Below are 23,424 nucleotides of genomic sequence, written 5' to 3' on the forward strand. Positions count from 1 at the left end.
TTGTAGCGTATAGCCACCAAATATGATCAATTAGGTGCAACGGGGCTGGTTATTTGTTGAACAAGTGTTTGAAAACCAATAAAACTCGTTTCCATCAAAAAAAAGATGCGCAAACGTCGTGGTTTTTCTGTACAATCCGCGCAAATTTTTCTATCTGCATTTTTTTGCAACAAATCTAACGCATACTCCTTTCCACTGAATTGAAGTAGACGTTGATTTACACAGGCTCTATATAAGCATGAATACCACTGATATTAATAAATTGCGTAACATCGCAATCATCGCCCACGTTGACCACGGTAAGACCACCCTGGTAGACAAACTGTTACAGCAGTCTGGCACCCTTGAATCTCGAGGCGAGCAAGAAGAGCGCGTAATGGACTCGAACGACATCGAGAAAGAACGTGGCATTACCATCCTAGCTAAGAACACAGCGATTAACTGGAACGACTACCGTATCAACATCGTAGACACTCCAGGACACGCTGACTTCGGTGGTGAAGTAGAGCGTGTAATGTCGATGGCTGACTCTGTACTTCTACTTGTAGATGCGCAAGAAGGCCCGATGCCACAAACCCGTTTCGTTACGCAAAAGGCATTTGCTCAAGGTCTTAAGCCAATTGTTGTTATCAACAAAATCGACAAGCCTGGTGCGCGTCCTGATTGGGTTATGGATCAAGTTTTCGACCTATTCGACAACCTAGGTGCAACTGACGAACAGCTAGATTTCCAAGTTGTTTATGCGTCTGCACTTAACGGTTGGGCATCACTAGATGCAGATACTAAAGAAGACGATATGACGGCATTGTTCCAAACTATCGTTGACCAGGTTTCTCCTCCTGATGCAGATATCGACGGCGCATTCCAAATGCAGATCTCTCAGCTTGACTACAACTCATACGTGGGTGTTATCGGCGTAGGTCGTGTTAAGCGTGGTTCTGTTAAGCCAAATCAACAAGTAACGGTTGTTACTGCTGATGGCAAAAAGCGCAACGGCAAAGTAGGCTTAGTTTACGGCTACCTTGGCCTTGCTCGTCACGAAGTTGAATCTGCTCACGCGGGCGACATCATTGCAATCACAGGTCTTGGCGAACTTAAGATCTCTGACACCATTTGTGACATCAACACTGTAGAAGCACTTCCTCCACTTACGGTTGACGAGCCTACAGTAACCATGACGTTCCAGGTAAACACCTCGCCGTTTGCAGGTAAAGAAGGTAAGTATGTAACGTCACGTAACATTCTAGAGCGCCTTAAAGACGAACTAGTACACAACGTTGCACTGCGCGTTGAAGAAATGCCTGATCCGGACAAGTTCCGCGTATCTGGTCGTGGTGAACTTCACCTAGGTATTCTTATCGAAAACATGCGTCGTGAAGGTTACGAGCTTGCAGTGTCACGTCCAGAAGTAATTCTGAAAGAAGTTGACGGCGCAACGCAAGAACCATACGAAACCTTGACTATCGACTGTGAAGAACAGCACCAGGGTTCAATCATGGAACAGCTTGGTCTGCGTAAAGCAGAAATGACTGACATGTCTCCTGATGGTAAAGGTCGTGTACGTATCGACTTTATCATTCCAAGCCGTGGCCTAATTGGTTTCCAAACAGAATTCATGACGTTAACGTCGGGTTCTGGTTTGCTATATCACACGTTCGATCACTATGGTCCGTACAAAGGCGGTATCATTGGTAAGCGTAAGAACGGTGTTCTAATCGCTAACGCAAACGGTAAAGCACTAACTAACGCCCTGTTTAACCTTCAAGAACGCGGTCGCCTATTCATCGGTCACGGTGTTGAAGTGTACGAAGGTATGGTTATCGGTATTCACAGCCGTGACAACGACCTTACTGTTAACGCGCTTAAAGGTAAGCAGCTTACTAACGTTCGTGCATCGGGAACTGATGAAGCGCAAACACTTGTTCCGCCTATCAGAATGTCACTTGAGCAAGCGCTTGAGTTCATCGATGACGACGAACTAGTAGAAGTAACGCCTGAATCTATCCGTATTCGTAAGAAGCTTCTTACAGAAAACGAGCGTAAGCGTGCATCACGTGCACCTAAGTCTTAATAGCTTCTAAAACTTACATTGATTTTGAAAATGCCAGCGTCAGCTGGCATTTTTTTTCCATTTTGCCGATGAGTTTGGCCTGCAATCTTTCAACTCGTGTCTCAACTTACACACCGTCACTTCCTATCAAAAAAGCTGCTTTCTAGCATTATCACTAAAACGTTAGAAAAAGTTTAAATATCGACCAAAGGTTAGTGGTCAAAAGCGTTCAGAGATTCTATGCTTAAAAATACCAGTCCGCATAGGTCAATACCCAGCGAGCATTTATCTATGCGGATTGGTACAATAAACTGACGTCTTAACACGTGAGCTAAGTCGTTGTAATATTTACGGCTAATGACCTAAAAAAAAGGGGAAGGGTAGTGTTTTCTGTAGCAGTAGTTGAAGATGATCCTATCACGCTTGACCTTATTACTGACGCGTTGGAAACGCAGTTAGACGCTACCGTGTATCCATTTACACGTAGTAAATTTGCAAGGGATTTTTTGCTGCAACAAACTGCGGAATCTATCAGCTTGATCATCAGTGACCAAGTAATGCCGGATTATGATGGACTAAGTCTTCTAAAAACCTGCCAGTCTTCGGGTTTGGACGTTCCATTTTTACTCATTACTGCCGACCCTAACAAAGAGTTAGTGATAGAAGCGCGTAAACTTCAGGTTACCGGTTTTCTTGCTAAGCCACTCAATATGGAAGAGCTAGTTCAAAAATCGAGAGAGGCGGTGTCGCAGGCCAGCTAAGCCTGTAGGTTGTTTTTCATTTTATGCATCGCACGCTAAAGGTGTGCATGCGGGCCAAAGATCTACTTCGTGGTTAACGATGACAATGTAAAACAGGTTAGGACAGCAAAGCGCAATTTACCTTTGGCTTTAACGTGTTAATTTATCTCTATTAAAGTACATTTCGATATAGAAAATTCGGGTTAATTCATCTCACGCCCCTAGTTTATGAGGCGCTAAAATTCTACACTGTTGGCATAAGTTTTTATGCAACAGGATGTAATGTGAGCGCCTTATTCGATAATACCCCTCCCAGAAAAGACACGTTTTCGTTTAAATGGCAAAAGTACAAAGGGAAAGACATCATTCCTGCGTGGGTTGCCGATACTGAGTTTCGTTGCGCGCAGCCAATTCTAGACGCCATTTCGGGTCAGGTTGAGCATGGCAACATGGGTTACATACTGCCTGCACATCACGAAGGCGCCATTCAGGCTGTAGTGAGATGGCTTAAAGATAAGCATAATTGGGAAATTCAACCCGAGTGGCTAGTGTGGACACCAGGCGTTGTGCCAGCGTTTAACGTAGCGTGTAAAGCCTATTGTGAACCCGGTGATAAAGTACTTATTCAAACACCTAATTATCCGCCTCTACTGGCTGCCCCAAAACTAAATGGTCTCGAACGGGTAGATATAGGCACGGTAGTGCAAAATGACGACGGCACGAGTTCTGAAACTATCTCAAGTGTTGAAGGTGCGCGCTATACGTTAGATTTTGAAGCATTAGAAAGAGAAGCGGCTGATCCTAAATGTAAGCTGTTTATTCTTTGTAACCCAATGAACCCGGTAGGTTCGGTGCTTACTAAAGCTGAATTAGATCGCATTGCTGAGATCTGTAACGCGAACAACGTTAAGCTATGTTCTGATGAAATCCACTGCGACCTTATTCTAGAAGAAGGCAAGCAGCACATACCGGCAGGCCGCGAGTCGAACCTTGCTGAAAATAGCGTTACGCTAATGGCTGCCAGTAAAACATTTAATATTGCTGGTTTGGGAACGTCTTTTGCCATCATCCCTAATCGCCAATTACGCCAGGCATTTACCAATGCCGCAGCGGGCATCGTACCTTGGGTTACTGTATTGGGCTTAGCGGCTACAGAAGCAGCATTCACTCAATGTGATGAGTGGCATCAGCAGCAACTTACCTACTTGCGTGAAAACAGAGATATGGTGTTTAACACAGTAAACAGCATTGACGGGCTTAAAATGCTCAAAGCCGATGCGACGTTCCTTGCGTGGGTAGACGCCAGTGGACTAGGTGTAGAGAACGTCCAGCAGTGGGCCGAAGAGAAAGGCGTAGGCCCGTCACCAGGCATCGATTTTCACAAGGCGGACCATTTCAGAATTAACTTTGGCTGCAGCAAAGCGATGCTCCAAGATATTCTGCAACGCCTCGCCAGCTAAAAATTGGGGTCAGAGTACTTTTTCAGCCCCAAAATGGGGTCAGAGTACTTTTTGCAGCTACGCTCTCTATTAAAAAAGGCCAAAGTATTACTTTGGCCCTTCTCATATGCAGTTAGTTTGTTAGTCACGTAATTTCATTGCTATCTGCGAGTGCACACTATAATGACATACAAAGGGAGAAAATTACTCTGACCCCATTTTTGCCATTTTTGAGATTAGCTAAATACGCCGATTAGCTTATACAGGCCTAAACAAATCACAGTACCCACTACTAGAAAGCCTGCCAGGTTACTTTTCCATGTGTTTCTAAATTCACCCAGTGCGGTGCTTTTATTCATAACGACCAATAGGAATATGGCAATAATTGGCAGTAAAAGAGCATTAGTCGCTTGAGCAAACAAGATGGCGGGTAGGGGCTTAAAGCCAAGTGCTGCAACGCTGACACCCACTACAATGATGATAAACCATACCGCTTTAAAGCTCTTGCTTTGCATATCGTCAGAAAGCCCTAGTGCTCCTGTTACCGCATAAGCGGCTGCTAGCGGCGCAGTGATAGCACTGGTTAAGCCTGCGGCGAATAACCCTAGTGCAAAGAACCACTGAGCTTTGTCACCTAAAACCGGTTTAAGCTGTTCGCCCATGTTTGAAGCGTCCATAGTGGCAGCTTGATTGAAGAACGCCATCATTGCTGTAGCCATTACGATAAGCGTAATAAGCCCACCCATACTAATAGCTCTAGCAGACTGGTTTCGGCACGCAACGACCGCGTCTTGTTTATCTTGGCCTTTCGATGATTTTGCAACTAGGCTCGCGTGAAGAAACAAGTTGTAAGGCACGATGGTGGTACCAATAAGCGCCAGCACCGTGGTAATGGCGTCAGCGTCCAGCCGCGGAGACATTAACTGACTAAACATCGCGGCGATATCAGGTTTGGCTACCAACAGCGTGATAAGAAATACGCCAGCCATAATAAAGACGAGATAAACCAGTACTGTCTCTATCCACTTGTAGCTGCCCGACCAGAGTAAAACTATAGCGATCGTGCCCAAAATACTGGCCCAAGGGCCAATGCCTATACTGATAAATGCGTCTAGGCCGATTGCTGCGCCGGTTAGGTTGCCCGATTCATAGGCTGCGTTGCCAATGCCGATAGCACTGACAATAAGCACGATAAAAAGATTCTTTAGCCATGGCTTGTAAGCCATGTTTTTCATTGCACTGGCTAGGCCTTGGCCGCTGGCCACACCTAAACGCGCAGCCATGTCTTGCAATACTATGGTTGCGAATATGGAGAAAAGGAGCGCCCATACTAGGTGAAAGCCAAAGTTTGCACCTGCCAGACTTGCTGTAGTTACTGTTCCAGGGCCAATAAAGGCGGCCGCGATGATGTATCCTGATTTATCTTTTGCCATTGCAACGACTCTTAGTTAAGTTTTGCTATCATGACAATAGGTAGGCGAGCACGCAACAGTACCGCTAAACCAATACAGTAACAGATTGGTTTTAAACCTATTGTCGCGTACCCAGTGTAGAAGTTTGTTGTTTACTCTTTACCTTATTTCCCCATTATTTTGGGTAGATAAAAGGTTACAAAACATGCCCTCTACAAAGTGGCCGCGCAGACTACCGTTTCATAAAAGAGAACGCAAATTAAAATAGGATGGTAATGGTGAAAGATGGGTTTCCAATAAACACAATCAGCGATATTGTTTCGCTTCCCAATTTCGAGAATGTGCTTCCGAATGCTTATTATGTAGATGGAATGATCTTTGCCGTTGCTTCCGCGCCTGAAATTCCCATGCCCGAACAGTGGATGCCGTGGCTCATACAGTCTAGTGACAGCCACCTTGTAGACAAAGATGTAGATAAGCTTGCTGATACATTAATGAATGGCCTGCGGGCGCATTTGGATTTTATGCGTCAGGAAAAGTCGCCCATGCCTAGTGAATTGAACGTTGCGATAGAGGTGCAAGGAACGACGAGGCCTTCGAAAGAGCTCGAAAGCTGGCTAAGTGGGCTTTTACACGTGCACAAGCAATTAGAACCTGTGTGGCAAAATGCGTGGAACCATTGGGAAAAGCATTTAGAAAAAAGTAAGGCGAACAAGAAAGACTGTGACAGTAACGAGCCTGAGAAAACAGAACCTGCAGAAGCTCGCCTGTCTCGATGTTTAAAGCTTTTCTCAACGCTTGCTAATATTGAATTAGCCTTGTCTTACAGAAACGACAAACAAGCTGCTCAGCTTGAAAGTAATATAAACATGCTTGTTAAACAGCTTCCTTCGGTGCTGGCAGATTACACTAAGTTGTCAGGAGAGCTAGCAGGCGCGTTACCCAATCAATTTGAAACCTTTAACAAAGTAACCTAGGGGAAAATTTGATAACTGGGAGCTGCAGGAGAAGCAAAAAACAAAAACGCTAATTCAAAATTAGCGCTGTCTTTGTTGTTGATGCCGTTGATTCAACGTGTGTTTAAGCGAAGCGGTATAGCTGTCTAATTCAAGCTTCGCCTTTTCGTATTGCTCGTTAAGAAGCCTTGAAGCAGGCTCCCTCATGAGCGCCTTAAAGGCAATGTCTGTCTGTTTGAGCAAATGCTTGAGGTGTTGATTACTGTCATCCATGTATAGCATTCCGATAAAAACAATTTGTTAAACCCGAGAAACAGCAGGTTCTGGGCGACTATGTGCAATGCTTACAACACTCTCAACAACAAGCTTAAAATTACTTCTCACACTACACAGCAGTACTGGTTCCTTGAGTACTGACTTTTCAATAACTTTGTACGTGCGCCTTTACTATTTAGTTTGGCTTAAACTTTTATAAAGGTTTTACCACAGCTAGGCAAACGATGGCGAGAATGATAAGCACCGGCGCTTCATTTAAAAAGCGATAAAAGCGCGGAGAGTGTCTATTTTCGTCGCGTGCAAATTGCTTCATCAACTTAAACAAATAGAAGTGATAGCCGTAAATAGCAAGAAGCAGCAGCAACTTTATATGAAGCCACCCCGACATTTTAAACCAAGTTCCACCATAGCTGACAATAAGCGCAACGCCGAATGCCAGAGTTAACAAGGCGAATGGAGTAACAAAGAACCACAGGCGGCGCTCCATGACCTTAAATTCGTCTTTTACCACTTGAGATTTCGTTGTCGCGTGATACACGAAAAGTCGCGGTAAATAGAAAAGTCCTGCCATCCAAGCCAGCATGAAAAAGATGTGCAGCGCTTTAAACCATAAAATGTACATACTAATAATGAGCCTTTTGTAAGAAGCTTTGTAAGATATTCCACGTTACTACGCCAATAATATCGTTTAGCTCCTGATCGTAAATATAAACTGCGCCAGAGCGCGAATTTTTAAGGTGTTCGTATACTTCGTGCAGTGTAGACTGCGCGCTAATACCTTCCATTTCGTAATAGTTTAACGCTGTTGCATCGTGTTCCAAACTCACATTGTATTGGACCAGCTTATACTGCACATCTATTTCAAATTTTAACTTCTGAATGACAATTTTTGTTGGATCGCTTTCTAAGTAGTTAATTAACGCTTGCTCCGGCGCATCGTGAAATAGCTTGTACTCAGTATTCATCGCTGCAAGTACGCCCGTTTTCTCAAGCGCTTCACGAATAGACGAGATAGCGTAAGGGAGATTTTGATAATCAAGCTGGCGTATGAAAATAGAGCGGTTGCCAAAGAACTGCGTAGAAGTCACGTAAGCAGGCACAATTACCAACATGGCTGGTAGAATAATTTGCGGGCTGTACGATAGTTCCATAACCGCGGAAAGCGCTGCAAGAGGCGCGTGCAATACTGCGGTCAACATGCCTGCTATGCCTAACAGGGCGAAGCTGTTGGTAAATTCGGGTACGTCAATAAAGTACGACAGTGGCAATAAAAGTACGGCGCCAGCGAGCATGCCAATAACCATCACAGGGCCAATGATCCCTCCTGGAATACCGAGGCCAATAGCAAATACCGCTAAGATAACTTTAAACACCAAAGTAGAAACCAACAGCAGCGCGCCGGGGGAGCTATCAAATAAGTGCTCAACATCGATAAAGTTGGCGCCAAGGGCTTCAGGTATAAACATACCAATGGTACCGGTAATTAGCGCAGCAAGTATTAAACGCCACACCATGGAAACCGGCCTGAACCACGTCATCACCCGCATGAGCTGGCTATTGAATAAAACGGCCAGCATGCCCAACAGAATGCCTAGTAGCACCAAATAAAAATACATCCACTGGCTAAATGCATTAAACGATAAAAACGAAAGCTCGTTTACTTCCCCAAATACAATGCGAGTGAGCACCGAGCCACAGGCAGCAGCCAGCATGACAGGAACAAAAATATGTATTTTGTATTCCCTAAGTACCACTTCCATCACGAATATTACGGCAGCAAACGGGGTGTTGAATGATGCCGATATCCCTGCCGCAATGCCGCAGCCTGCAAGTATTCGAATACTGTTATAAGGCAAGCGAAGCCATTGCCCTAAGAAACTACTGCCTGACGCGCCTAAATGAACGGAAGGGCCTTCTCGACCAACAACGAAACCGCCGGCCAGGGCTAGCATGCCCCCAAAGAACTGGTTAATGGTGGTTCTAAATGGAATATGACCGTAATAGTACTTCACTCGATGAATAACGAAGGGAATACCTAAACGGTAGTGCTTGAAGCCCGTAAGAAAGGCGATAAATAGAATTAACCCTACACTGATAAATGGCATGATAAGCCAAACCAACCAGTCATAGGTAAGCACCGACTGAAGCGACGAAACGCCTGTTTCTTGTAGCCATTCTACGCACAGCCGAAACAGTATAATGATAAGCGCCGCGCAGGTTCCCCCTACAATGCCCAGCATGCACAACTGAATGGATGTGCGTGGATGAGCTACTTCCTCTCTTAAAGCCTGCAAGCGCATGTTGTGGTACAGTAGATTAACGTAAAAAGAAGCTTACCATAAACACCTAAAATTCATAATGTTTAGAGCGCCTTAGCGCACGGTGTTTTTTGTTGATGTAGATATCATGACGACAGATCAGTTAAAAGAAGTTTTAGGCAACTACAAGTGGACACTGTTAGTGGCGCTTATTATGTTTGCCATGGTTGGGTTCGGCTATAAGCTAGCGCGAATTATTGACGAAGGCGACAGCAAGAAAGTACAGGCTCAGCAAGAAACTATTGCTATTTTGTCTGAAGAAAACCATGCGCTTACTACCAAAGTGAATCAGCTGGAAGTCGCCATGGAGCTTGCCACGCTCGAGACGGAGAGCATTACCAATACGTTAAGCGAACAGAAAAAAGAACTAGAGGCACAACAAGAATTACTGAGTTTCTATGAACGCGTCGTGGCGCCTGAGAAAACCGACGAAGGTTTTGCCATTGAAGGGGTAGAAGTTTTTAAGTTAAGTGACAATACCTATCAACTTAGGTTGGTTCTGCTGCAGTCTAAACAGCAAAAAGCAGTGATAAATGGCAGTTTAGATATTGCCGTAGTCGGTCAGCGAAACGGTGAAGTGATCACGCTGAAATCGGGCGAATCGAGCCTGCTGGCAGAAGATATCAAATATCGCTTTCGCTTTTTCCAAGCCGTTAACGTAACTCTCACTATTGAGGAAGATATAAATCCCGAAACCATTAGTTTTTCTACAACGGTCTATCAATACAAAACCCGTAAAGGCAGCTATGAGATAAGCGTGCCGTGGAATGAAGCGCTTTCTGTCGAAATAGAGTAATCGCTGTGGGGCAGCGCTAGCCTATCCGTTAATTCAACCTTTTAACGCATCGAAAGCTTTATTCAAACAAATACCAGTAGCCATAACCCACAATAAACGCAGGAATAGCAGAGTACACTGTGGCAATAAGCGCTGCTTTGGGTGAGAGCGCAATGGCGGGAAACAACGCGTCGCCGTCATTACTTATTGCATTGCCGAGTTGTGCTGAAAACGGAACTGCGCCATTAAGATATAAGCTGGTTACCAATATCTGTGGGCCGCAGCCAGGTAAGAACCCGATGATGATCGCCAAGCCAACTAAGCCGGGGCCCATGGATTGAAGCAGCCCTGCAATGTCTAGCCCAAACCAGACAACAGACAGCTCGAACATAAGAAACGCGAGTACTACCCATGCCAATACAAACTGCGTGTCTAGTGCGGCTTTCTCTTGCCATTTAGGCGGAGGCGGAATTAAATCCTCTTTCGTAATCGAAGCGTATCCGCTTCCCGAACCACACAAAGACCATAGTCCAAGGCTCGAAATACATAACGCGGCACCAATCAGCGTTAGTGTACTTTCACTGATAGCAAGGTAACTGTGTACGGGAAGTTGAAAGGCCAAACCAAGCGCAATCGCCAACGAGGGTAAGCTCGCAATCATCCAGAATACTTTAGAAAGTGATATGGCTTTGTGGCTTACTGTTTTGGGTTTATCACAGTTTTGCGATTGTTGGAGCGCACCATCGGCTTCAGGAGCCTGGTAATTATGAAATTTATTGACCACTAGCCCAGTCATTGCACCCACCGTGACGCTGACGGCCATTACGGTTAAGGCATCTAACGGTGCTTGGGCGAGTAACAGAAATGCGGCATCGCCCATAGTGCTGGTTAGCACTGCTACCACAGCTCCAAAGCTTGTCACACCTCGCGTGTACTGAGTAACAACGATAATAGCACCGCCGCAGCCTGGCAGAGCACCAAGTAGGGCAGATAATCCTACCTCATGTACAGGGTGCGCTTTCATATAATTACCAATGGCTTCGGCCGAAACGCGCAACGTGGCGACGTAATAAAGCGCAAGCGATGCATATACAAACGCTGCCACTTGAAAAAATGCATCTGACAACACCGATAAGGTAACCGCACGGGTGCTGTTATAAGTAAGAAGAATGGCTATAAACAGCGGCATCAACAGCCGTTTATTGGTTAAGTGAGGAAAAAAAACGTTTTTTAATAGGGCGCTAGTAAAAGAAGGTAAGTGCTTATACCGGACCACCGCCTTAGCGCTTTTTGATGTGTGAGACGCCGTATCCATTACAACTACACCCTCGACCTATTGTTATCCATGTTTAAGGCGTGCCTAGTTAAGCACGCCTAGTTTTCGCAACGCCTTAGCTCGAAAGCGTAACTGTGCCTTTCATGATGCCGATGTGACCAGGGAACGAGCAGAAAAACATGTATTCTTCATCTTTGCTTAACCCTTCAACAGAAAAGGTCGTAGAAGTTTGTTCACCGCCGCCAATAATGTCAGTCGCGCCAATTACGCGCTCATCGTCTGGCTTAACGTAATTGTTGTCTAAACCCGCACTCATACCGTCTGTTGCCACTGCTTGTCCGTTGGCTTTTGTTGTCATCACCCAGTTATGGCCCATGGCTTGTTTAGGTAACTGACCTGTGTGCTTTAAAGTCACGGTAAACTCGCTACAACTCGCCGGGATAACAACGTTCGACGTATTGAATTGCATGGCGTCGTTTGATTCCACAGTCACTTCGCATTCGTTAGCAAATGCACCAGAGGCCATAAGAAAAAGGGCTGTGCCACCAAGTAATTTCTTGATCATAAATAATGTCCTTTGAATTTTGGTTAACTTCACCTATCGGTGGAATTGGAAGATTCAATTTTCTTTACGAAAAAGAATAGCACTGGATCATTGTAAATGCTAACGATTATCATTTATATTGAGTGGTATATAAAGAAAGCTTATTTATGTTTATCGAGCCTTTTTGTTTTTTCACGTACAAGGGATGCACATGTCTTCGATACGAAATGCAGTTCAACACGTTCGATTTGGATACAACGACAATGAGCTGAACTCAACGCTTTTAAGAAACTATCTCGATGGCGTAACTTTCGTTGCCAACTTATTGCCAAGTGATAGAGACAAATTTTCTATCTATAAAAATGCGGTTGAGGTGCTTTATGAAACCCTGTGCGATCCGCAGGTCAGTCAGCAATGGCGGCATAGTTGTTTAGAGCATTTGTACAAGCCGTTACTTAAAGCTGAGCGCTACGCGTGTAACGAGAGTGATCGAATTGCGCTTGCGAGAATAAAAATAGACATGAACACCAAAGAGCCTGTTGATCTTTGATGTACAGCAAAGGTCTGCAAGCGCTAGTGCACCATTTTTTATAATTCACTTACTAGGGCCTAGTTTTCTAATGCCACTAGCCCTAATAGGATTCTGATAAAAGCGTGGCAACCACGCCGAAAAACTAGCTATATCAACACAAGGATACGAGTCATGACAGCAACACGCACAGAACGCGACAGTATGGGCGAGCTACAGGTCCCCGAAAATGCACTCTACGGCGCGCAAACTCAGCGTGCCATTCAAAACTTCCCTGTAAGCGGGCAGCGCATGCCCGAAGCCTTCGTACGCGCGTTGATTACAGTAAAAAAAGCCGCAGCACAAGCCAACATGAAACTCAAAGTGCTGGATAAAGATCGCGGCCAAGCGGTAGTTAAAGCCTGTGATGAGCTGTTGGCACTTGATGATGTGATGCAGCATTTTCCCGTTGATATATTTCAGACTGGTTCAGGCACCAGCACAAACATGAACGCCAACGAGGTCATTGCTCGCTTAGCCTCTCGTTATTCTAGCGAAGAGGTTCATCCGAATGATCATGTAAATTACGGGCAAAGTTCAAATGATGTGATCCCTACCACCATTCACGTTAGCGCGGCTATTGCATTGTCAAACGAGCTTATACCGGCCGTTGAAAGTTTAGTTCGTACTATTGAAGTTAAAGCAAAGTCGGTAGCGCAATACTGCAAAACCGGACGCACTCATCTCATGGACGCGATGCCTGTAGGCATGGATCAGAGCTTACTGGCTTGGGCCTCTCAGCTTAAGCAGCAGGTTAAAACCTTGCGCGCTGTGCAGCCAGCTATTCAAACCCTTGCCCAAGGAGGCACTGCCGTGGGAACAGGTGTAAACGCCCATGCGGATTTTGCTACGACATTTTCAGATGCGCTAGGGGAGCTGACCGACATTGCGTTTAAGCCCGCAGACAATTTCTTTGCATTGATTGGCTCTCAAGACACAGCAGTGACGCTTTCCGGTGCGACAAAAAGTTTAGCCGTCACCCTTATGAAAATTGCTAATGACTTGCGCTGGATGAATTCTGGGCCTTTGGCTGGTTTAGGTGAGATTGCGCTGCCTGCGCTACAGCCAGGTTCATCGATTATGCCCGGCAAGGTAAACCCGGTTATTCCAGAAGCAGTGGCAATGGCTTCAGCACAGGTAATAGGTAACGATACGGCGATTACTGTAGGTGGGCAGTCTGGGAATTTTGAGTTAAATGTAATGCTACCAATGATTGCCAGCAATTTGCTTTCAAGTCTGTCGCTAATGACCAACAGTGCAACGCTAATCGGCGAGCAGGCGATAGAGGGCTTTACTGTAAATCAAGATAACATTGAAGCTGCGCTTTACAGAAACCCCGTGCTCGTCACCGCGCTCAACCCTGTTATTGGCTATGCTAAAGCCGCAGAAATAGCAAAAACAGCCTACAAAGAAAACAAGCCTGTTATTGATGTGGCTGAAGCGATGACAGATATCCCCAGAGGCGAGCTAGAATCACTACTAGACCCGAAAAAACTTACCACACCTTAAGCGCCGTGAGAAAACGAAGATGATAAAAAGTGCGATCTACGATCGCATTTTTTTGTAGTGAAAGAGACGTTTTTATACAAACAGGACGCACTAAAAACTCGCATGATCCACGCTTGATTAAAAACTGCTCAATGATTGGCACGTTCTTGGCTTGTTCTAGGGTTATTATCAGGGTAAAACGTGTTTTAACCGGTATACAGTTGCTGTATGCGAACGGGATTTTTGATACAGTGACACAATAAATAAATTGTATAGCTGCGTAAGACAGCAACAGACACTAGCGCTAATAGGTTTTGCTTATTGTCATGGCTAATTGCTATGAGGAAAGTGACGCCTTTTCGGGAAGAAAAAATGACAGAAACTTGCTTTCGCATGAAGGGCACTACGCTCACCAGTATTGTGTTAGAAGTAATAGATTTTGAGCCAGATAATTTTGAAGCTCAGTTATCTCAGAAGGTCGCGAGCGCGCCGCAGTTCTTTACCCGTTCCTCACTGATTTTACATTTGATAAAGCCTTTATCTGCTACAGAGTTCGAGCTGCTGGTGGCGCTATGTCGTCGATTGCAATTACAGCCCATGGCCGTGAAAGGTGAGGTGGCAGAGCTGAAGCCTACCATCAATGATTTGGGGTTAGCCGATGTAAGCCAAAGCAAATTTACAGACAGCGCCCTTCGTTCGCACAAAGCGAATGGTAGTGAAAACAATAACGGAAGCGGCGAAAACCAGTCTCAAACCGCACAACAAGATCAAACCGTTTCTGCGCCGCCAAAAAGTGAACCGGCTCCTGCAGCCGCAACCACGCTCAAACCTGCCAAAGTAATTAACCGTCCGGTACGTTCTGGTCAGCAAGTCTATGCCGAAGGCGGAGACTTGGTGGTAACGGCTTCTGTAAGCGAGGGGGCTGAGCTGCTTGCCGATGGTAATATTCATGTTTACGGCACCCTGCGCGGCCGCGCGTTGGCAGGCGTAAAAGGCAATACGGGAGCCCGTGTATTTTGCCAGTCGTTAGACGCGGAACTTATTTCAATTGCAGGGCAATTCATTATGCACGAAACCGTAAAAGGTGAATGCTGGAAGAAACCTGCACAAGTATATTTAGAAGACGAAACATTACGTATAGAGCCGTTGGCTTAATGCTTTGTACGCACTAATAGGAAAGAATAGATGGCAAAGATTATCGTAGTAACCTCAGGAAAAGGTGGTGTAGGCAAAACTACATCGAGTGCAGCAATAAGTACGGGACTTGCGTTAGCAGGCCATAAAACGGTAGTGATCGACTTCGATGTGGGCTTGCGAAACCTTGACCTTATCATGGGATGTGAACGCCGCGTTGTTTACGATTTTGTAAACGTCATTAATAAAGAGGCCTCACTTAAACAGGCACTAATTAAAGACAAAAGAACGGAAAACCTTTCCATTCTTCCGGCATCACAAACTCGCGATAAAGACGCGCTTACCGTTGATGGTGTGCAGGCCGTATTAGATGAGCTTAAGAAAGACTTTGAGTTTATTATCTGTGATTCGCCAGCGGGGATTGAGCAAGGCGCACAGATGGCGTTGTATTTTGCTGATGAAGCCATTGTGGTTACTAACCCTGAAGTATCGTCTGTACGTGATTCAGATCGTATTTTGGGTATTCTTCAAAGTAAATCGATGCGCGCAGAAAAGGGCGAACCGGTTAAAGAACACCTTTTATTAACCCGATACAACCCAAGTCGTGTTGAAAGTGCTGAAATGCTAAGTGTTGCAGACGTTGAAGAAATTTTGGCGATTCCACTATTGGGTGTTATTCCAGAATCTGAATCGGTGCTGAAAGCATCTAACCAAGGTCAGCCGGTTATTCTTGACGAAGAAGCTAATGCAGGACAAGCTTATGCTGACGCTGTAAAACGTCTGCTAGGCGAAACTGTTCCACATCGTTTCCTAGAAGCAGAGAAGAAAGGGTTCTTTAAGCGTCTGCTAGGAGGGAAGTAATGGGAATTTTCGACCTGCTCAAAAAGAAGCAAAAGCCAAGTACCGCAGCGGTCGCCAAAGAGCGGTTACAAATCATTGTTGCGCACGAACGTAAAAAGCGAACAGAGCCTGATTACTTGCCAATGATGCAGCAGGAAATTATTCAGGTAATTCGCAAATACGTGACGATTGCTGACGATCAAGTTTCAGTACAGCTAGACAATAACGATGATTGCAGCGTACTTGAATTGAACGTGACTTTGCCAGACAGCAATAACTAAGGCTTAATCGCTTAATTAGTTATGGCTGCCTGCCAGCGTTCTTTCACCTTAGCCGCTCATTAGATCTTCATCGACATCTAGTTGTTTGGAGGCTAGCGCGATTAAACGCTCATCAAGTGGAGGCGGAGAGATATCTACGCCTTCACTGAGTTTGTCGATAACGGCGTCAAGTACGTTAACCCTTGCTTGCCACTTAAACTCTCCGTTAATTACATGCCATGGCGCACAACGCGTGTGGGTGTACTTGAACATGTCATTTGTAGCTTCTACGTAGGCGTTTCGCATCTTACGGTTATGCAAGTCTTCTTCGGTTAACTTCCAGCGCTTGAAAGGATTGTGCAGCCGCTCTTCAAACCGCTCCCGCTGTTCCCTTGACGAAATATGCATAAAGAGTTTGATAATACGAACCCCGCTGTCACTGAGCGTTTTCTCAAATGCGTTTATTTCTTCATAACCGCGCTGCCATACCTCTTCATCAACCAACTTATCTACTCTTTCTACAAGCACTCTTCCGTAGTGTGAGCGGTCAAATATTTTAAGTATGCCAGGGGAGGGGATGTGTTGCCAAAAGCGATAGAGAAAGTGTTTGTCTTGGTCTTCTTTTGCGGGCTTTGCCACAGGAAATACACTCACGCCACGAGGGTCTAATTTCTCAGTAATACGCCTTATAGCGCCGCCTTTCCCTGACGCATCCCATCCTTCAAACACAATAAGTGCTCGTTTTTTCTGATGAAAGTAAGATTGCTGAACGTGAAAGAGTTTTTCTTGCTGTTTTACTAACGCGTCTTTGTATTCTTCTTTGCTCGTAAAGCGAGACTGGCCGAAATCGTCAAACAGCACTGGGGTGGAAGAAGGTAATTGGAAGTTGTCGGTTGTACTCATATGCCGCCCCTTTATTCGTGTATCGTCAATATTTTAGATATGTTGACCACACTGCTATTTTCTATCTGTTAGTGTTAACTAGTTTACTTAACTTTTCTATCTCAACGTGTCACTTAACAGAAATGCCGTTAATGTGCAGTAACTTGAATCGTTAAGTTTTGCCCCAATAATTGCTAACTATCCGCAAGTATTAGATAATTGCGACCAAGCACAAAGTGCGAAAGCACGAGGTTAATGTAGAGGTGGGTATGTCTGTAGAAACGGCGTTGCCAATTGAGTTTTCAGACGCTGCAGCAGCGAAAGTGAAAGCCCTTGTTTCAGAAGAAGAAAATCCTGATTTGAAATTACGTGTATACGTAACAGGTGGTGGTTGTTCTGGCTTCCAATATGGTTTCACGTTCGATGAGAAGGTGAACGAAGGCGATATGACCATTGAAAAAGACAGCGTAACTATGGTTGTCGACCCGATGAGCTTACAATACTTGGTCGGTGGCATTGTCGATTATGTAGATGGTCTGGAAGGTTCACGGTTTTTAGTTCAAAACCCAAATGCCACGACGACTTGTGGCTGTGGTGCAAGCTTTAGCGTTTAAGGGCTTAAGCTATACACTACTACGCTTTTTAAGCGTTGAACGTTCAGCTTTGAGCGCTTGATGTTAATACGATAGGCATACATCGCATCATTTTGTATGCCTGTCGGTTGTCTTGTTCTCAACACTTCCTTTTATTTTCAAATTCCGGCTACACTGATTTCATAGAACGACTAAGGTTTAGGACAGCGTTTATGAAATTATATGGCTCCACCACTTCTCCCTACGTGCGCCGCATTCGCATCGTACTTGCGTCTACAGAACATGAATTTCTTAATCTTCAAATTTTTTCAGGTGAAGATCGCGAGTTGCTCGCCTCTCGCAACCCTACGCTTAAAGTGCCTTGTCTTGAAGATGACGGCCAAATGATTTTCGACTCTCGCATTATTTATAACTACCTTGCCGATAAGCTTGATCACGAAGGGTTAAGTTGGGAAGAAGAGAATCAACTAACCCTGATTGATGCAGCTAACGATTCCTTTGTTCAGCTTATGCTGCTGAAACGTTCAGACTTTGATATTAGCGAAAACAAAATGTATTACCGTCTTCAAAACGAGCGAATTGAAGCTGTGTTAGATGCGCTGTCAAACCAGCTTGATGCGGGTGGATTTAGTGGTTGGACTTATCCCGAAATCTGTTTGTACAGCATGATTGACTGGGTACTTTTCCGTGAGCTACACAGCATGAAGGATTATCCTCAGCTGTTATCGTTTCATGAAAAGCACCATGATCGCATTGAGGTAACGGCAACTGACCCTAGAATTTAAGCGTCAGCGTAACCAGCTACAGACAGGCTGTATTTTAGCCTTGAGTGGATGACGAGAAGGGCTATTTAAACACTAATAGCCCTTTGCAAAATCAAACTGGTAATTAAGCGATTCACCGTTGATGTAACGCATTACATTTTCTAAAAACACGTCAGCTACATCGCTCGGTTGAGATTCTGCGGCAGTATGAGCGGTCACCGAAATACGAGGGTGCTGCCAAAATGGATGAGCGAAGTCGAGTGGCTCGTTGCGAAATACGTCCAATACTGCATGGGCCAATGTGCCGTTGTCTAAGGCTTGCAAAAGCGCATCGTCGTCAACCGCACTGCCTCGCCCTGCGTTAATAAATACACTGTGGGGTTTCAGCGCACTAAAAAATTCGTGAGAAAGCATGTTTTGCGTAGATGGCGTGTCGGGCATTAAATTCACCACGTGGTCACATGCTCTGGCAAACGCTTCGATAGTGTCGGGTGTATAAACAGCATAGGCACCTTCCACTGCTTGCCCGCTTCGGGTTAAACCCACAACGCTCATACCCAATGCGTGAGCAACGGGGATCAATGCTTGCCCAATACTGCCCAGTCCAGCAATGCCAAGCGTTTGACCATTTAGCGGCATTCGCTTTGATGCTTCCCATATTGGCTGAGCGGCACGCTGGTTTTGCTCAAAAGCCTTTACGTTTCTGGCATGCCCAAGCAAGTAAGCAAAAACATACTCTCTCATGAGTTTACCGAAAATTCCCTTTAGTCCGGTAAGTATGTAGTTCTTCTTGTCAGCATTTAGAAGGGGAGCATTGCCTGCCCAGGTAGACTGACACCAGGTGAGTGCTGAACATGTATCAATAATTCGAGACGCAAGGTCGGGGTCTGCAAGCAGTACCGTAACGGTTTCTGAATTTACATCTTCAGGGCATTGAGCAATTTGTTTAAGCGTTAAAAGCGGGAGACCATCAGCGCCTATGAAGTCGTTATTATCTGCTATTCTTTGGCGAATCGCTTCGGCAATATCATTCGCCTCATCGCTCAAAATAGTCAGTTCAATCCTCTTTGAACTCCTTGCTGTCATTTGCTTAACACTCCTAAAGTAAACTTTTCTTTCCTCTGTCTGACTGCACAATCGTAATGTCAATTGTTCTAAAAATGTGATTTAAGTTTTACATTTTTGTAAACAGTGTTGGTGTCATGTACATGCACCTGAAGTCAATTTGCAACGGAATCGCTATGCAGTCAGAAAACAAATTCCAAAACTCAACAGATGTTGATGTAACGCACGCTAAGGTGCTTTCACCTAAGCGTAACACGACCCAAGCCGAAACAACGCAGGCTTTAGTTGAGGAACAATTATCTCATTTCGGTATAAATGCTGAGAGCGACTACGGTAGGGCACTCGCCAACACCGCTCATCACTTATATGGTGCTCAAGCAAGCGTTATGCAGCTATGGGATATTACGAGTAATACGCTACAAGGACTTGATAAAGAAGACAGACTGGCTTATTTCAACGCTAAAAAGTTTCTGTCTTTTCAAATTGCGAAGATACTGGATACGTTGCAAAACCCATTTCGTGCCACGTACCAAAGTTTGTCGAGTGGCAATGGCTCGCAAGGGCACTATCCACTGTTCGACAATGTCACGGCACTTTTTTCTGCAACACCGGTGGTGGTAAGAACAGCGACTTATGTGTATGCCTGTACTGAATGGGTCGACGACGCGTTTCAAGGCAAAGAATTTACTCACCAAATTTATTCACGTCTGTTGAACCCAACGAATATTTCCCTTGCTAACGCCATTGTGGATATGGAAGCGGGTCCTTACGCTGCCGAATATCTAGCCTGGAACTTCAACTCGGGCATGGCTGCCATTGATGCGTGTTTATCAAATGTTCTTAGTCATGGCGATGTACTGATTGTTTCGAGGAACGTGTACGGCGGAGTGTACCAGCTACTTCATGATTATTTCGCCCGCAGCAACCGAATGGACATACAGATTGCGTGGTTTGACGGTTATGACGCACTGAGCTTTGCAGAGTTCATGCAGCAAACTAAAACTGAACATGCATCACGCTTAAGCAATGGCGCAAAAATGCATGTCTATCTAGAATCGCCTTGCAACCCACACGGCTACGTACTGGACGTGCCTGGGATCTGTGAATTAGCGCATGCACAAGATGCGTTGGTAATGTTGGACTCCACCCTTGCTACACCTGTACTGCACCAGCCACTTCAGCATAAAAACAAAGCTGCGCGACCAGACTATGTCATTCACAGCTACACCAAAGATTTGTGTGGCAGTGGCGCAACTACAGCGGGCGTGGTGATTGGTGAAGGACACCGTATGTTCCAGCCAAAAGGCAGTTCAGCAAATGGTGTTGATTGGTCACAGACTATGTTCTGGGATGTTTACTACATTAAAGGCGCGTTCTTAGATTCTGAAAAGGCCTTTGATGTACTAAACGGCATGAAGACATTGGAGCAGCGTATGATGACCAAGGTCATCAATACGCAAGTGTTTACTGCATTTTTGAATGCCCACGATCAAATTCGCGTTAACTGTCACGCACTGCCTGAACACAGTAATGCCGGTTTGCGTGAAAAGCAGCATACACACGGCTGGCCGTGTACTTTATTCACGGTTGATATGGCGCCGGCAAACCTGCCTCGCGATGTATTTGTGCGGTTCTTCGATGCCCTAGAGCCTGCATTCAGCCACCAAGTGAGTATTGGCCAGAATAATACGATAATTTTATGCCCAGCGCTGACCTCTCACTCTGAGCTTAGCTCAGACGAGCAGAAGAAAGCAGGGATAGAACTGACCACTATGCGTATCGCCATGGGTACCGACAACGTTAAACAGCTCATTGCCCACTTTATGCTAGCCGCCAAACATTTTATCGAGCCTCATGCTCCTGGATTTTGTGAGAAGTTTATGGCAAATGCCGACATCGACAATCTGTATTTGTCGGTAAGTGAAAGAGTAAGTTCACAGCACTTTGGCAGCAAGGCCAGTATGGATTCACTGATGAAAGGTGCATAGGTTCATTTTTTAGCTCAAGAAGTTGCTTTGAGCTGTCGATAAAAAATATTGAGGATGTTCTCCTTCTCCCGGGCCTTTCCTTACGCGGGCTCGGGATTTTTTTATTTATAGCAAAGGTAAATGACGCTAGAGCGCCTAACTTTTGTTATAAGGTAAGATAGACACAGATCTTTAACGTCAAAGAATATCTAAGGCAGCCTTATGCACGAGTTTAAAATTGATGTAACGCTAGATGCATCATTGCCCTTTGTTTTTGCAGCATTTCACGAGCCTGAATATCTTAGTGAGTGGTTTGCACCGGGCGATTGTTCGGTCACACAAATCATGAGTGATTTCAAGGAAGGCGGTCGCTATCGCATAAAGATGATGGATCCCAGCGGTATTGAAATGTCATTAACTGGTGAGTATGTGACTATTTTAGCGAACGAGCAGCTGTCGTTTTCCTGGGCGTGGGAAGATGATATGGAAGAGTCGGTGATGACATCAGTAGACATTCACTTCGAAAAGACCGAAGAGGGGAATGTAAGGTTGGTGCTCATTCAGCAGGGCTTTCTCAATAAGCAAGAGTGCGATCAGCACAACTACGCGTGGATGTCGTGTCTAGAAAAACTTGCCGTATTAGCCGCTAAGAAAAAGTCGTTTAACTAAGGCCATACTAAAATAGTGAGAACGCGTTAGCATTACGCATCGTGTTATTTCAAATAACGCTTTTGAAAAGGGCAGAGCGCTAGGCTCTGCCCAAAGACAATCAGGTCAGCGAAGTCATCGCGTCCTTCCCACTCTTCTCGCGGTAGGTTTCAAAATCGTTGTAGCCTTCAACACCACCTCCGTACCACGATGATGGATCGTCAAAGGACTCGAGAGGGTAATTATGCTTAAATCGTGTCGGAAGATCTGGATTCGTGATCCAAGGTCTTCCAAACGCAATCATGTCACCATCGCCATCAGATAAACGTTTCTCGGCTTCTTCTTTGGTGTAGCCACAGTTTCCAATGATCATACCGTCGAATAGTGCTCTAAATTCAGCAAGGGTCATGGCTTCGCCTCGTTCATGGAAGCCAAAGGCCAAGCCATCCATTACGTGTAAATAACCTATCTCCAATTTGTTTAGCTGTTGGGCAACAAAGGTAAAGGTTTCACGAAAATCATCGGCCCCCATATCGTTAAACACCCCGTTTGGCGATAATCTCACGCCAACGTGCTCTTTATCCCACACGCTCAATACTGCATCCATCACCTCGGCCAAAAAGCGGTAGCGGTTATCGACACTACCACCATAATTATCGGTGCGCTGATTGCTGCGGCTATCCAAAAATTGATTGATGAGATAGCCATTTGCAGCATGAACTTCCACACCGTCGAATCCGGCTGCCTTGGCGTTAATGGCCGCTTTTTTGTAGTCTTGTACTGTGCGTTTTATATCGTCAAAGGTCATCGCCTTCGGCACTTCGTAGGGCTTCTTGCCTTTAGGCGTGTGAATTTCGTCCCCTTCAATTTTTATTGCTGATGCAGACAGGGGCAAATTTCCATTGTGGAAATCGCTGTGTGATGCGCGTCCAGTATGCCAGAGCTGCAAAACGATTTTTCCCCCTGCCTCGTGCACTCTATTGACCACCGAGCGCCAGCCCTCGACCATTTTGTCGGTATAAATTCCAGGGGTATCAACCCAACCAATGCCTTCTTCTGAAATGGCCGTTGCTTCAGTAATAATGAGCCCTGCATCTGCGCGTTGTACATAGTGATCGCCCATAATTTTATTGGGTATGCGATCGGCGCCAGCTCTACCTCTCGTCATAGGGGCTAAGACCATGCGGTTTTGCAGTGTATTCTCTGCCCAATCAAACGGGCTAAAAAGTACTGAGTCTGTCATTCTTATTCCTTATTCAACGTAGAATAGATTGATGTTGAAGCGCTAAGCGTATTGGTGCTCAAAACGCTATAAGATAGTAGTGAATACAGAGATAGCGAGAAGTTGGATTGGTAGAAAGTTGTCCTTGAAACTAATTAAACTCAACGGCAGGGAATGGCATCGGTTTGAAAAAAAGCGCCCGAAGGC

General features: G+C 45.2%; 23 protein-coding genes. 14 read left to right on the plus strand and 9 right to left on the minus strand.

Going from position 1 to position 23,424, the window contains the following annotated elements:
- The first annotated feature begins 238 nt into the window (after window positions 1-238).
- The 3 genes from typA to AC0J2X_RS00155 all read left to right on the plus strand — a co-directional run bounded on the left by typA (window position 239) and on the right by AC0J2X_RS00155 (window position 4,250).
- The gene (gene typA / locus AC0J2X_RS00145) at window positions 239-2,071 is read left to right on the plus strand and encodes a translational GTPase TypA (protein ID WP_014950587.1); all 1,833 of its coding nucleotides are present in this window, start codon (window positions 239-241) and stop codon (window positions 2,069-2,071) included.
- Window positions 2,072-2,433: 362 nt separating this feature from the next.
- Window positions 2,434-2,811, plus strand: coding sequence for a response regulator (locus tag AC0J2X_RS00150; RefSeq protein ID WP_014950586.1), 378 nt, complete (start codon window positions 2,434-2,436; stop codon window positions 2,809-2,811).
- A 263-nt stretch (window positions 2,812-3,074) separates the two neighbouring features.
- A complete protein-coding gene (locus AC0J2X_RS00155) occupies window positions 3,075-4,250 on the plus strand; it encodes a MalY/PatB family protein (RefSeq protein ID WP_014950585.1) in 1,176 nt (391 codons plus the stop codon).
- A gap of 215 nt (window positions 4,251-4,465) precedes the next feature.
- On the opposite strand, the gene AC0J2X_RS00160 is transcribed toward AC0J2X_RS00155, so the two are convergent.
- Complete coding sequence (locus AC0J2X_RS00160) at window positions 4,466-5,662, minus strand: Nramp family divalent metal transporter (protein ID WP_061486482.1); 1,197 nt, start codon at window positions 5,660-5,662, stop codon at window positions 4,466-4,468.
- A 254-nt stretch (window positions 5,663-5,916) separates the two neighbouring features.
- Here AC0J2X_RS00160 and AC0J2X_RS00165 point away from each other — a divergent pair, with 254 nt between their 5' ends.
- Window positions 5,917-6,618 (plus strand): UPF0149 family protein, encoded by a 702-nt coding sequence (locus AC0J2X_RS00165; protein ID WP_014977279.1) that lies wholly within the window; start codon window positions 5,917-5,919, stop codon window positions 6,616-6,618.
- 60 nt (window positions 6,619-6,678) lie between these two features.
- On the opposite strand, the gene AC0J2X_RS00170 is transcribed toward AC0J2X_RS00165, so the two are convergent.
- The 3 genes from AC0J2X_RS00170 to AC0J2X_RS00180 all read right to left on the minus strand — a co-directional run bounded on the left by AC0J2X_RS00170 (window position 6,679) and on the right by AC0J2X_RS00180 (window position 9,173).
- Window positions 6,679-6,870, minus strand: coding sequence for a hypothetical protein (locus AC0J2X_RS00170; RefSeq protein ID WP_014950582.1), 192 nt, complete (start codon window positions 6,868-6,870; stop codon window positions 6,679-6,681).
- A 196-nt stretch (window positions 6,871-7,066) separates the two neighbouring features.
- A complete protein-coding gene (locus AC0J2X_RS00175) occupies window positions 7,067-7,495 on the minus strand; it encodes a CopD family protein (RefSeq protein WP_014950581.1) in 429 nt (142 codons plus the stop codon).
- A gap of 1 nt (window position 7,496) precedes the next feature.
- On the minus strand, window positions 7,497-9,173 hold the full coding sequence (locus AC0J2X_RS00180; RefSeq protein WP_039235311.1) for a chloride channel protein: 1,677 nt from the start codon (window positions 9,171-9,173) through the stop codon (window positions 7,497-7,499).
- Window positions 9,174-9,279: 106 nt separating this feature from the next.
- Here AC0J2X_RS00180 and AC0J2X_RS00185 point away from each other — a divergent pair, with 106 nt between their 5' ends.
- Window positions 9,280-9,987 (plus strand): DUF6776 family protein, encoded by a 708-nt coding sequence (locus tag AC0J2X_RS00185; protein WP_061487001.1) that lies wholly within the window; start codon window positions 9,280-9,282, stop codon window positions 9,985-9,987.
- A gap of 58 nt (window positions 9,988-10,045) precedes the next feature.
- Here the strand turns inward: AC0J2X_RS00185 and AC0J2X_RS00190 are convergent, their stop codons facing one another.
- On the minus strand, window positions 10,046-11,281 hold the full coding sequence (locus tag AC0J2X_RS00190) for a putative manganese transporter (RefSeq protein WP_061486481.1): 1,236 nt from the start codon (window positions 11,279-11,281) through the stop codon (window positions 10,046-10,048).
- A 76-nt stretch (window positions 11,282-11,357) separates the two neighbouring features.
- Window positions 11,358-11,807 (minus strand): azurin, encoded by a 450-nt coding sequence (gene azu / locus AC0J2X_RS00195; RefSeq protein ID WP_014950577.1) that lies wholly within the window; start codon window positions 11,805-11,807, stop codon window positions 11,358-11,360.
- Between the two features lie 190 nt (window positions 11,808-11,997).
- Between azu and AC0J2X_RS00200 the strand changes: the two genes are divergently transcribed.
- The 5 genes from AC0J2X_RS00200 (at window position 11,998) to minE (ending at window position 16,097) form a co-directional block, all read left to right on the plus strand.
- Window positions 11,998-12,336 (plus strand): hypothetical protein, encoded by a 339-nt coding sequence (locus AC0J2X_RS00200; protein WP_061486480.1) that lies wholly within the window; start codon window positions 11,998-12,000, stop codon window positions 12,334-12,336.
- Between the two features lie 153 nt (window positions 12,337-12,489).
- Window positions 12,490-13,863: a class II fumarate hydratase gene (locus AC0J2X_RS00205; protein ID WP_014977274.1), complete on the plus strand. Its 1,374-nt coding sequence runs from the start codon at window positions 12,490-12,492 to the stop codon at window positions 13,861-13,863.
- Window positions 13,864-14,214: 351 nt separating this feature from the next.
- A complete protein-coding gene (gene minC / locus AC0J2X_RS00210; protein WP_061486479.1) occupies window positions 14,215-14,997 on the plus strand; it encodes a septum site-determining protein MinC in 783 nt (260 codons plus the stop codon).
- A 30-nt stretch (window positions 14,998-15,027) separates the two neighbouring features.
- Window positions 15,028-15,837: a septum site-determining protein MinD gene (gene minD / locus AC0J2X_RS00215; protein ID WP_061486478.1), complete on the plus strand. Its 810-nt coding sequence runs from the start codon at window positions 15,028-15,030 to the stop codon at window positions 15,835-15,837.
- Window positions 15,837-16,097, plus strand: a complete 261-nt coding sequence (gene minE, locus AC0J2X_RS00220; protein WP_014950572.1) for a cell division topological specificity factor MinE — start codon at window positions 15,837-15,839, stop codon at window positions 16,095-16,097. The genes minD and minE overlap by 1 nt, the downstream gene beginning before the upstream one ends.
- Window positions 16,098-16,145: 48 nt before the next feature.
- On the opposite strand, the gene AC0J2X_RS00225 is transcribed toward minE, so the two are convergent.
- Entirely contained in the window at window positions 16,146-16,979 is an 834-nt protein-coding gene (locus tag AC0J2X_RS00225; protein ID WP_061486477.1) for a polyphosphate kinase 2 family protein, read from the minus strand.
- A gap of 248 nt (window positions 16,980-17,227) precedes the next feature.
- Between AC0J2X_RS00225 and erpA the strand changes: the two genes are divergently transcribed.
- Together erpA and AC0J2X_RS00235 are read left to right on the plus strand one after the other, a co-directional pair.
- Window positions 17,228-17,572, plus strand: coding sequence for an iron-sulfur cluster insertion protein ErpA (erpA, locus tag AC0J2X_RS00230; RefSeq protein ID WP_014950570.1), 345 nt, complete (start codon window positions 17,228-17,230; stop codon window positions 17,570-17,572).
- A gap of 191 nt (window positions 17,573-17,763) precedes the next feature.
- Window positions 17,764-18,336 carry a glutathione S-transferase family protein gene (locus AC0J2X_RS00235; RefSeq protein WP_061486476.1) on the plus strand — a complete coding sequence of 191 codons (573 nt, stop codon included), beginning with the start codon at window positions 17,764-17,766 and terminating at the stop codon, window positions 18,334-18,336.
- Between the two features lie 72 nt (window positions 18,337-18,408).
- Here the strand turns inward: AC0J2X_RS00235 and AC0J2X_RS00240 are convergent, their stop codons facing one another.
- Complete coding sequence (locus AC0J2X_RS00240) at window positions 18,409-19,401, minus strand: D-2-hydroxyacid dehydrogenase (protein WP_061486475.1); 993 nt, start codon at window positions 19,399-19,401, stop codon at window positions 18,409-18,411.
- 155 nt (window positions 19,402-19,556) lie between these two features.
- Here AC0J2X_RS00240 and AC0J2X_RS00245 point away from each other — a divergent pair, with 155 nt between their 5' ends.
- Together AC0J2X_RS00245 and AC0J2X_RS00250 are read left to right on the plus strand one after the other, a co-directional pair.
- Complete coding sequence (locus tag AC0J2X_RS00245) at window positions 19,557-21,368, plus strand: trans-sulfuration enzyme family protein (protein WP_061486474.1); 1,812 nt, start codon at window positions 19,557-19,559, stop codon at window positions 21,366-21,368.
- 201 nt (window positions 21,369-21,569) lie between these two features.
- Window positions 21,570-22,016 carry an SRPBCC family protein gene (locus AC0J2X_RS00250; RefSeq protein ID WP_014950566.1) on the plus strand — a complete coding sequence of 149 codons (447 nt, stop codon included), beginning with the start codon at window positions 21,570-21,572 and terminating at the stop codon, window positions 22,014-22,016.
- Between the two features lie 100 nt (window positions 22,017-22,116).
- On the opposite strand, the gene AC0J2X_RS00255 is transcribed toward AC0J2X_RS00250, so the two are convergent.
- The gene (locus AC0J2X_RS00255) at window positions 22,117-23,238 is read right to left on the minus strand and encodes an alkene reductase (protein WP_061486473.1); all 1,122 of its coding nucleotides are present in this window, start codon (window positions 23,236-23,238) and stop codon (window positions 22,117-22,119) included.
- Between the last annotated feature and the right edge of the window lie 186 nt (window positions 23,239-23,424).

The organism is Alteromonas sp. R7 (genome assembly GCF_055755235.1).

Coding starts and splice junctions, on each gene's coding strand:
- typA (WP_014950587.1), top strand. CDS start 239: ATGAATACCACTGATATTAATAAATTGCGTAACATCGCAATCATCGCC.
- AC0J2X_RS00160 (WP_061486482.1), bottom strand. CDS start 5,662: ATGGCAAAAGATAAATCAGGATACATCATCGCGGCCGCCTTTATTGGC.
- AC0J2X_RS00165 (WP_014977279.1), top strand. CDS start 5,917: ATGGTGAAAGATGGGTTTCCAATAAACACAATCAGCGATATTGTTTCG.
- AC0J2X_RS00170 (WP_014950582.1), bottom strand. CDS start 6,870: ATGGATGACAGTAATCAACACCTCAAGCATTTGCTCAAACAGACAGAC.
- AC0J2X_RS00175 (WP_014950581.1), bottom strand. CDS start 7,495: ATGTACATTTTATGGTTTAAAGCGCTGCACATCTTTTTCATGCTGGCT.
- AC0J2X_RS00180 (WP_039235311.1), bottom strand. CDS start 9,173: ATGCGCTTGCAGGCTTTAAGAGAGGAAGTAGCTCATCCACGCACATCC.
- AC0J2X_RS00185 (WP_061487001.1), top strand. CDS start 9,280: ATGACGACAGATCAGTTAAAAGAAGTTTTAGGCAACTACAAGTGGACA.
- AC0J2X_RS00190 (WP_061486481.1), bottom strand. CDS start 11,281: ATGGATACGGCGTCTCACACATCAAAAAGCGCTAAGGCGGTGGTCCGG.
- azu (WP_014950577.1), bottom strand. CDS start 11,807: ATGATCAAGAAATTACTTGGTGGCACAGCCCTTTTTCTTATGGCCTCT.
- AC0J2X_RS00200 (WP_061486480.1), top strand. CDS start 11,998: ATGTCTTCGATACGAAATGCAGTTCAACACGTTCGATTTGGATACAAC.
- AC0J2X_RS00205 (WP_014977274.1), top strand. CDS start 12,490: ATGACAGCAACACGCACAGAACGCGACAGTATGGGCGAGCTACAGGTC.
- minC (WP_061486479.1), top strand. CDS start 14,215: ATGACAGAAACTTGCTTTCGCATGAAGGGCACTACGCTCACCAGTATT.
- minD (WP_061486478.1), top strand. CDS start 15,028: ATGGCAAAGATTATCGTAGTAACCTCAGGAAAAGGTGGTGTAGGCAAA.
- minE (WP_014950572.1), top strand. CDS start 15,837: ATGGGAATTTTCGACCTGCTCAAAAAGAAGCAAAAGCCAAGTACCGCA.
- AC0J2X_RS00225 (WP_061486477.1), bottom strand. CDS start 16,979: ATGAGTACAACCGACAACTTCCAATTACCTTCTTCCACCCCAGTGCTG.
- erpA (WP_014950570.1), top strand. CDS start 17,228: ATGTCTGTAGAAACGGCGTTGCCAATTGAGTTTTCAGACGCTGCAGCA.
- AC0J2X_RS00235 (WP_061486476.1), top strand. CDS start 17,764: ATGAAATTATATGGCTCCACCACTTCTCCCTACGTGCGCCGCATTCGC.
- AC0J2X_RS00240 (WP_061486475.1), bottom strand. CDS start 19,401: ATGACAGCAAGGAGTTCAAAGAGGATTGAACTGACTATTTTGAGCGAT.
- AC0J2X_RS00245 (WP_061486474.1), top strand. CDS start 19,557: ATGCAGTCAGAAAACAAATTCCAAAACTCAACAGATGTTGATGTAACG.
- AC0J2X_RS00250 (WP_014950566.1), top strand. CDS start 21,570: ATGCACGAGTTTAAAATTGATGTAACGCTAGATGCATCATTGCCCTTT.
- AC0J2X_RS00255 (WP_061486473.1), bottom strand. CDS start 23,238: ATGACAGACTCAGTACTTTTTAGCCCGTTTGATTGGGCAGAGAATACA.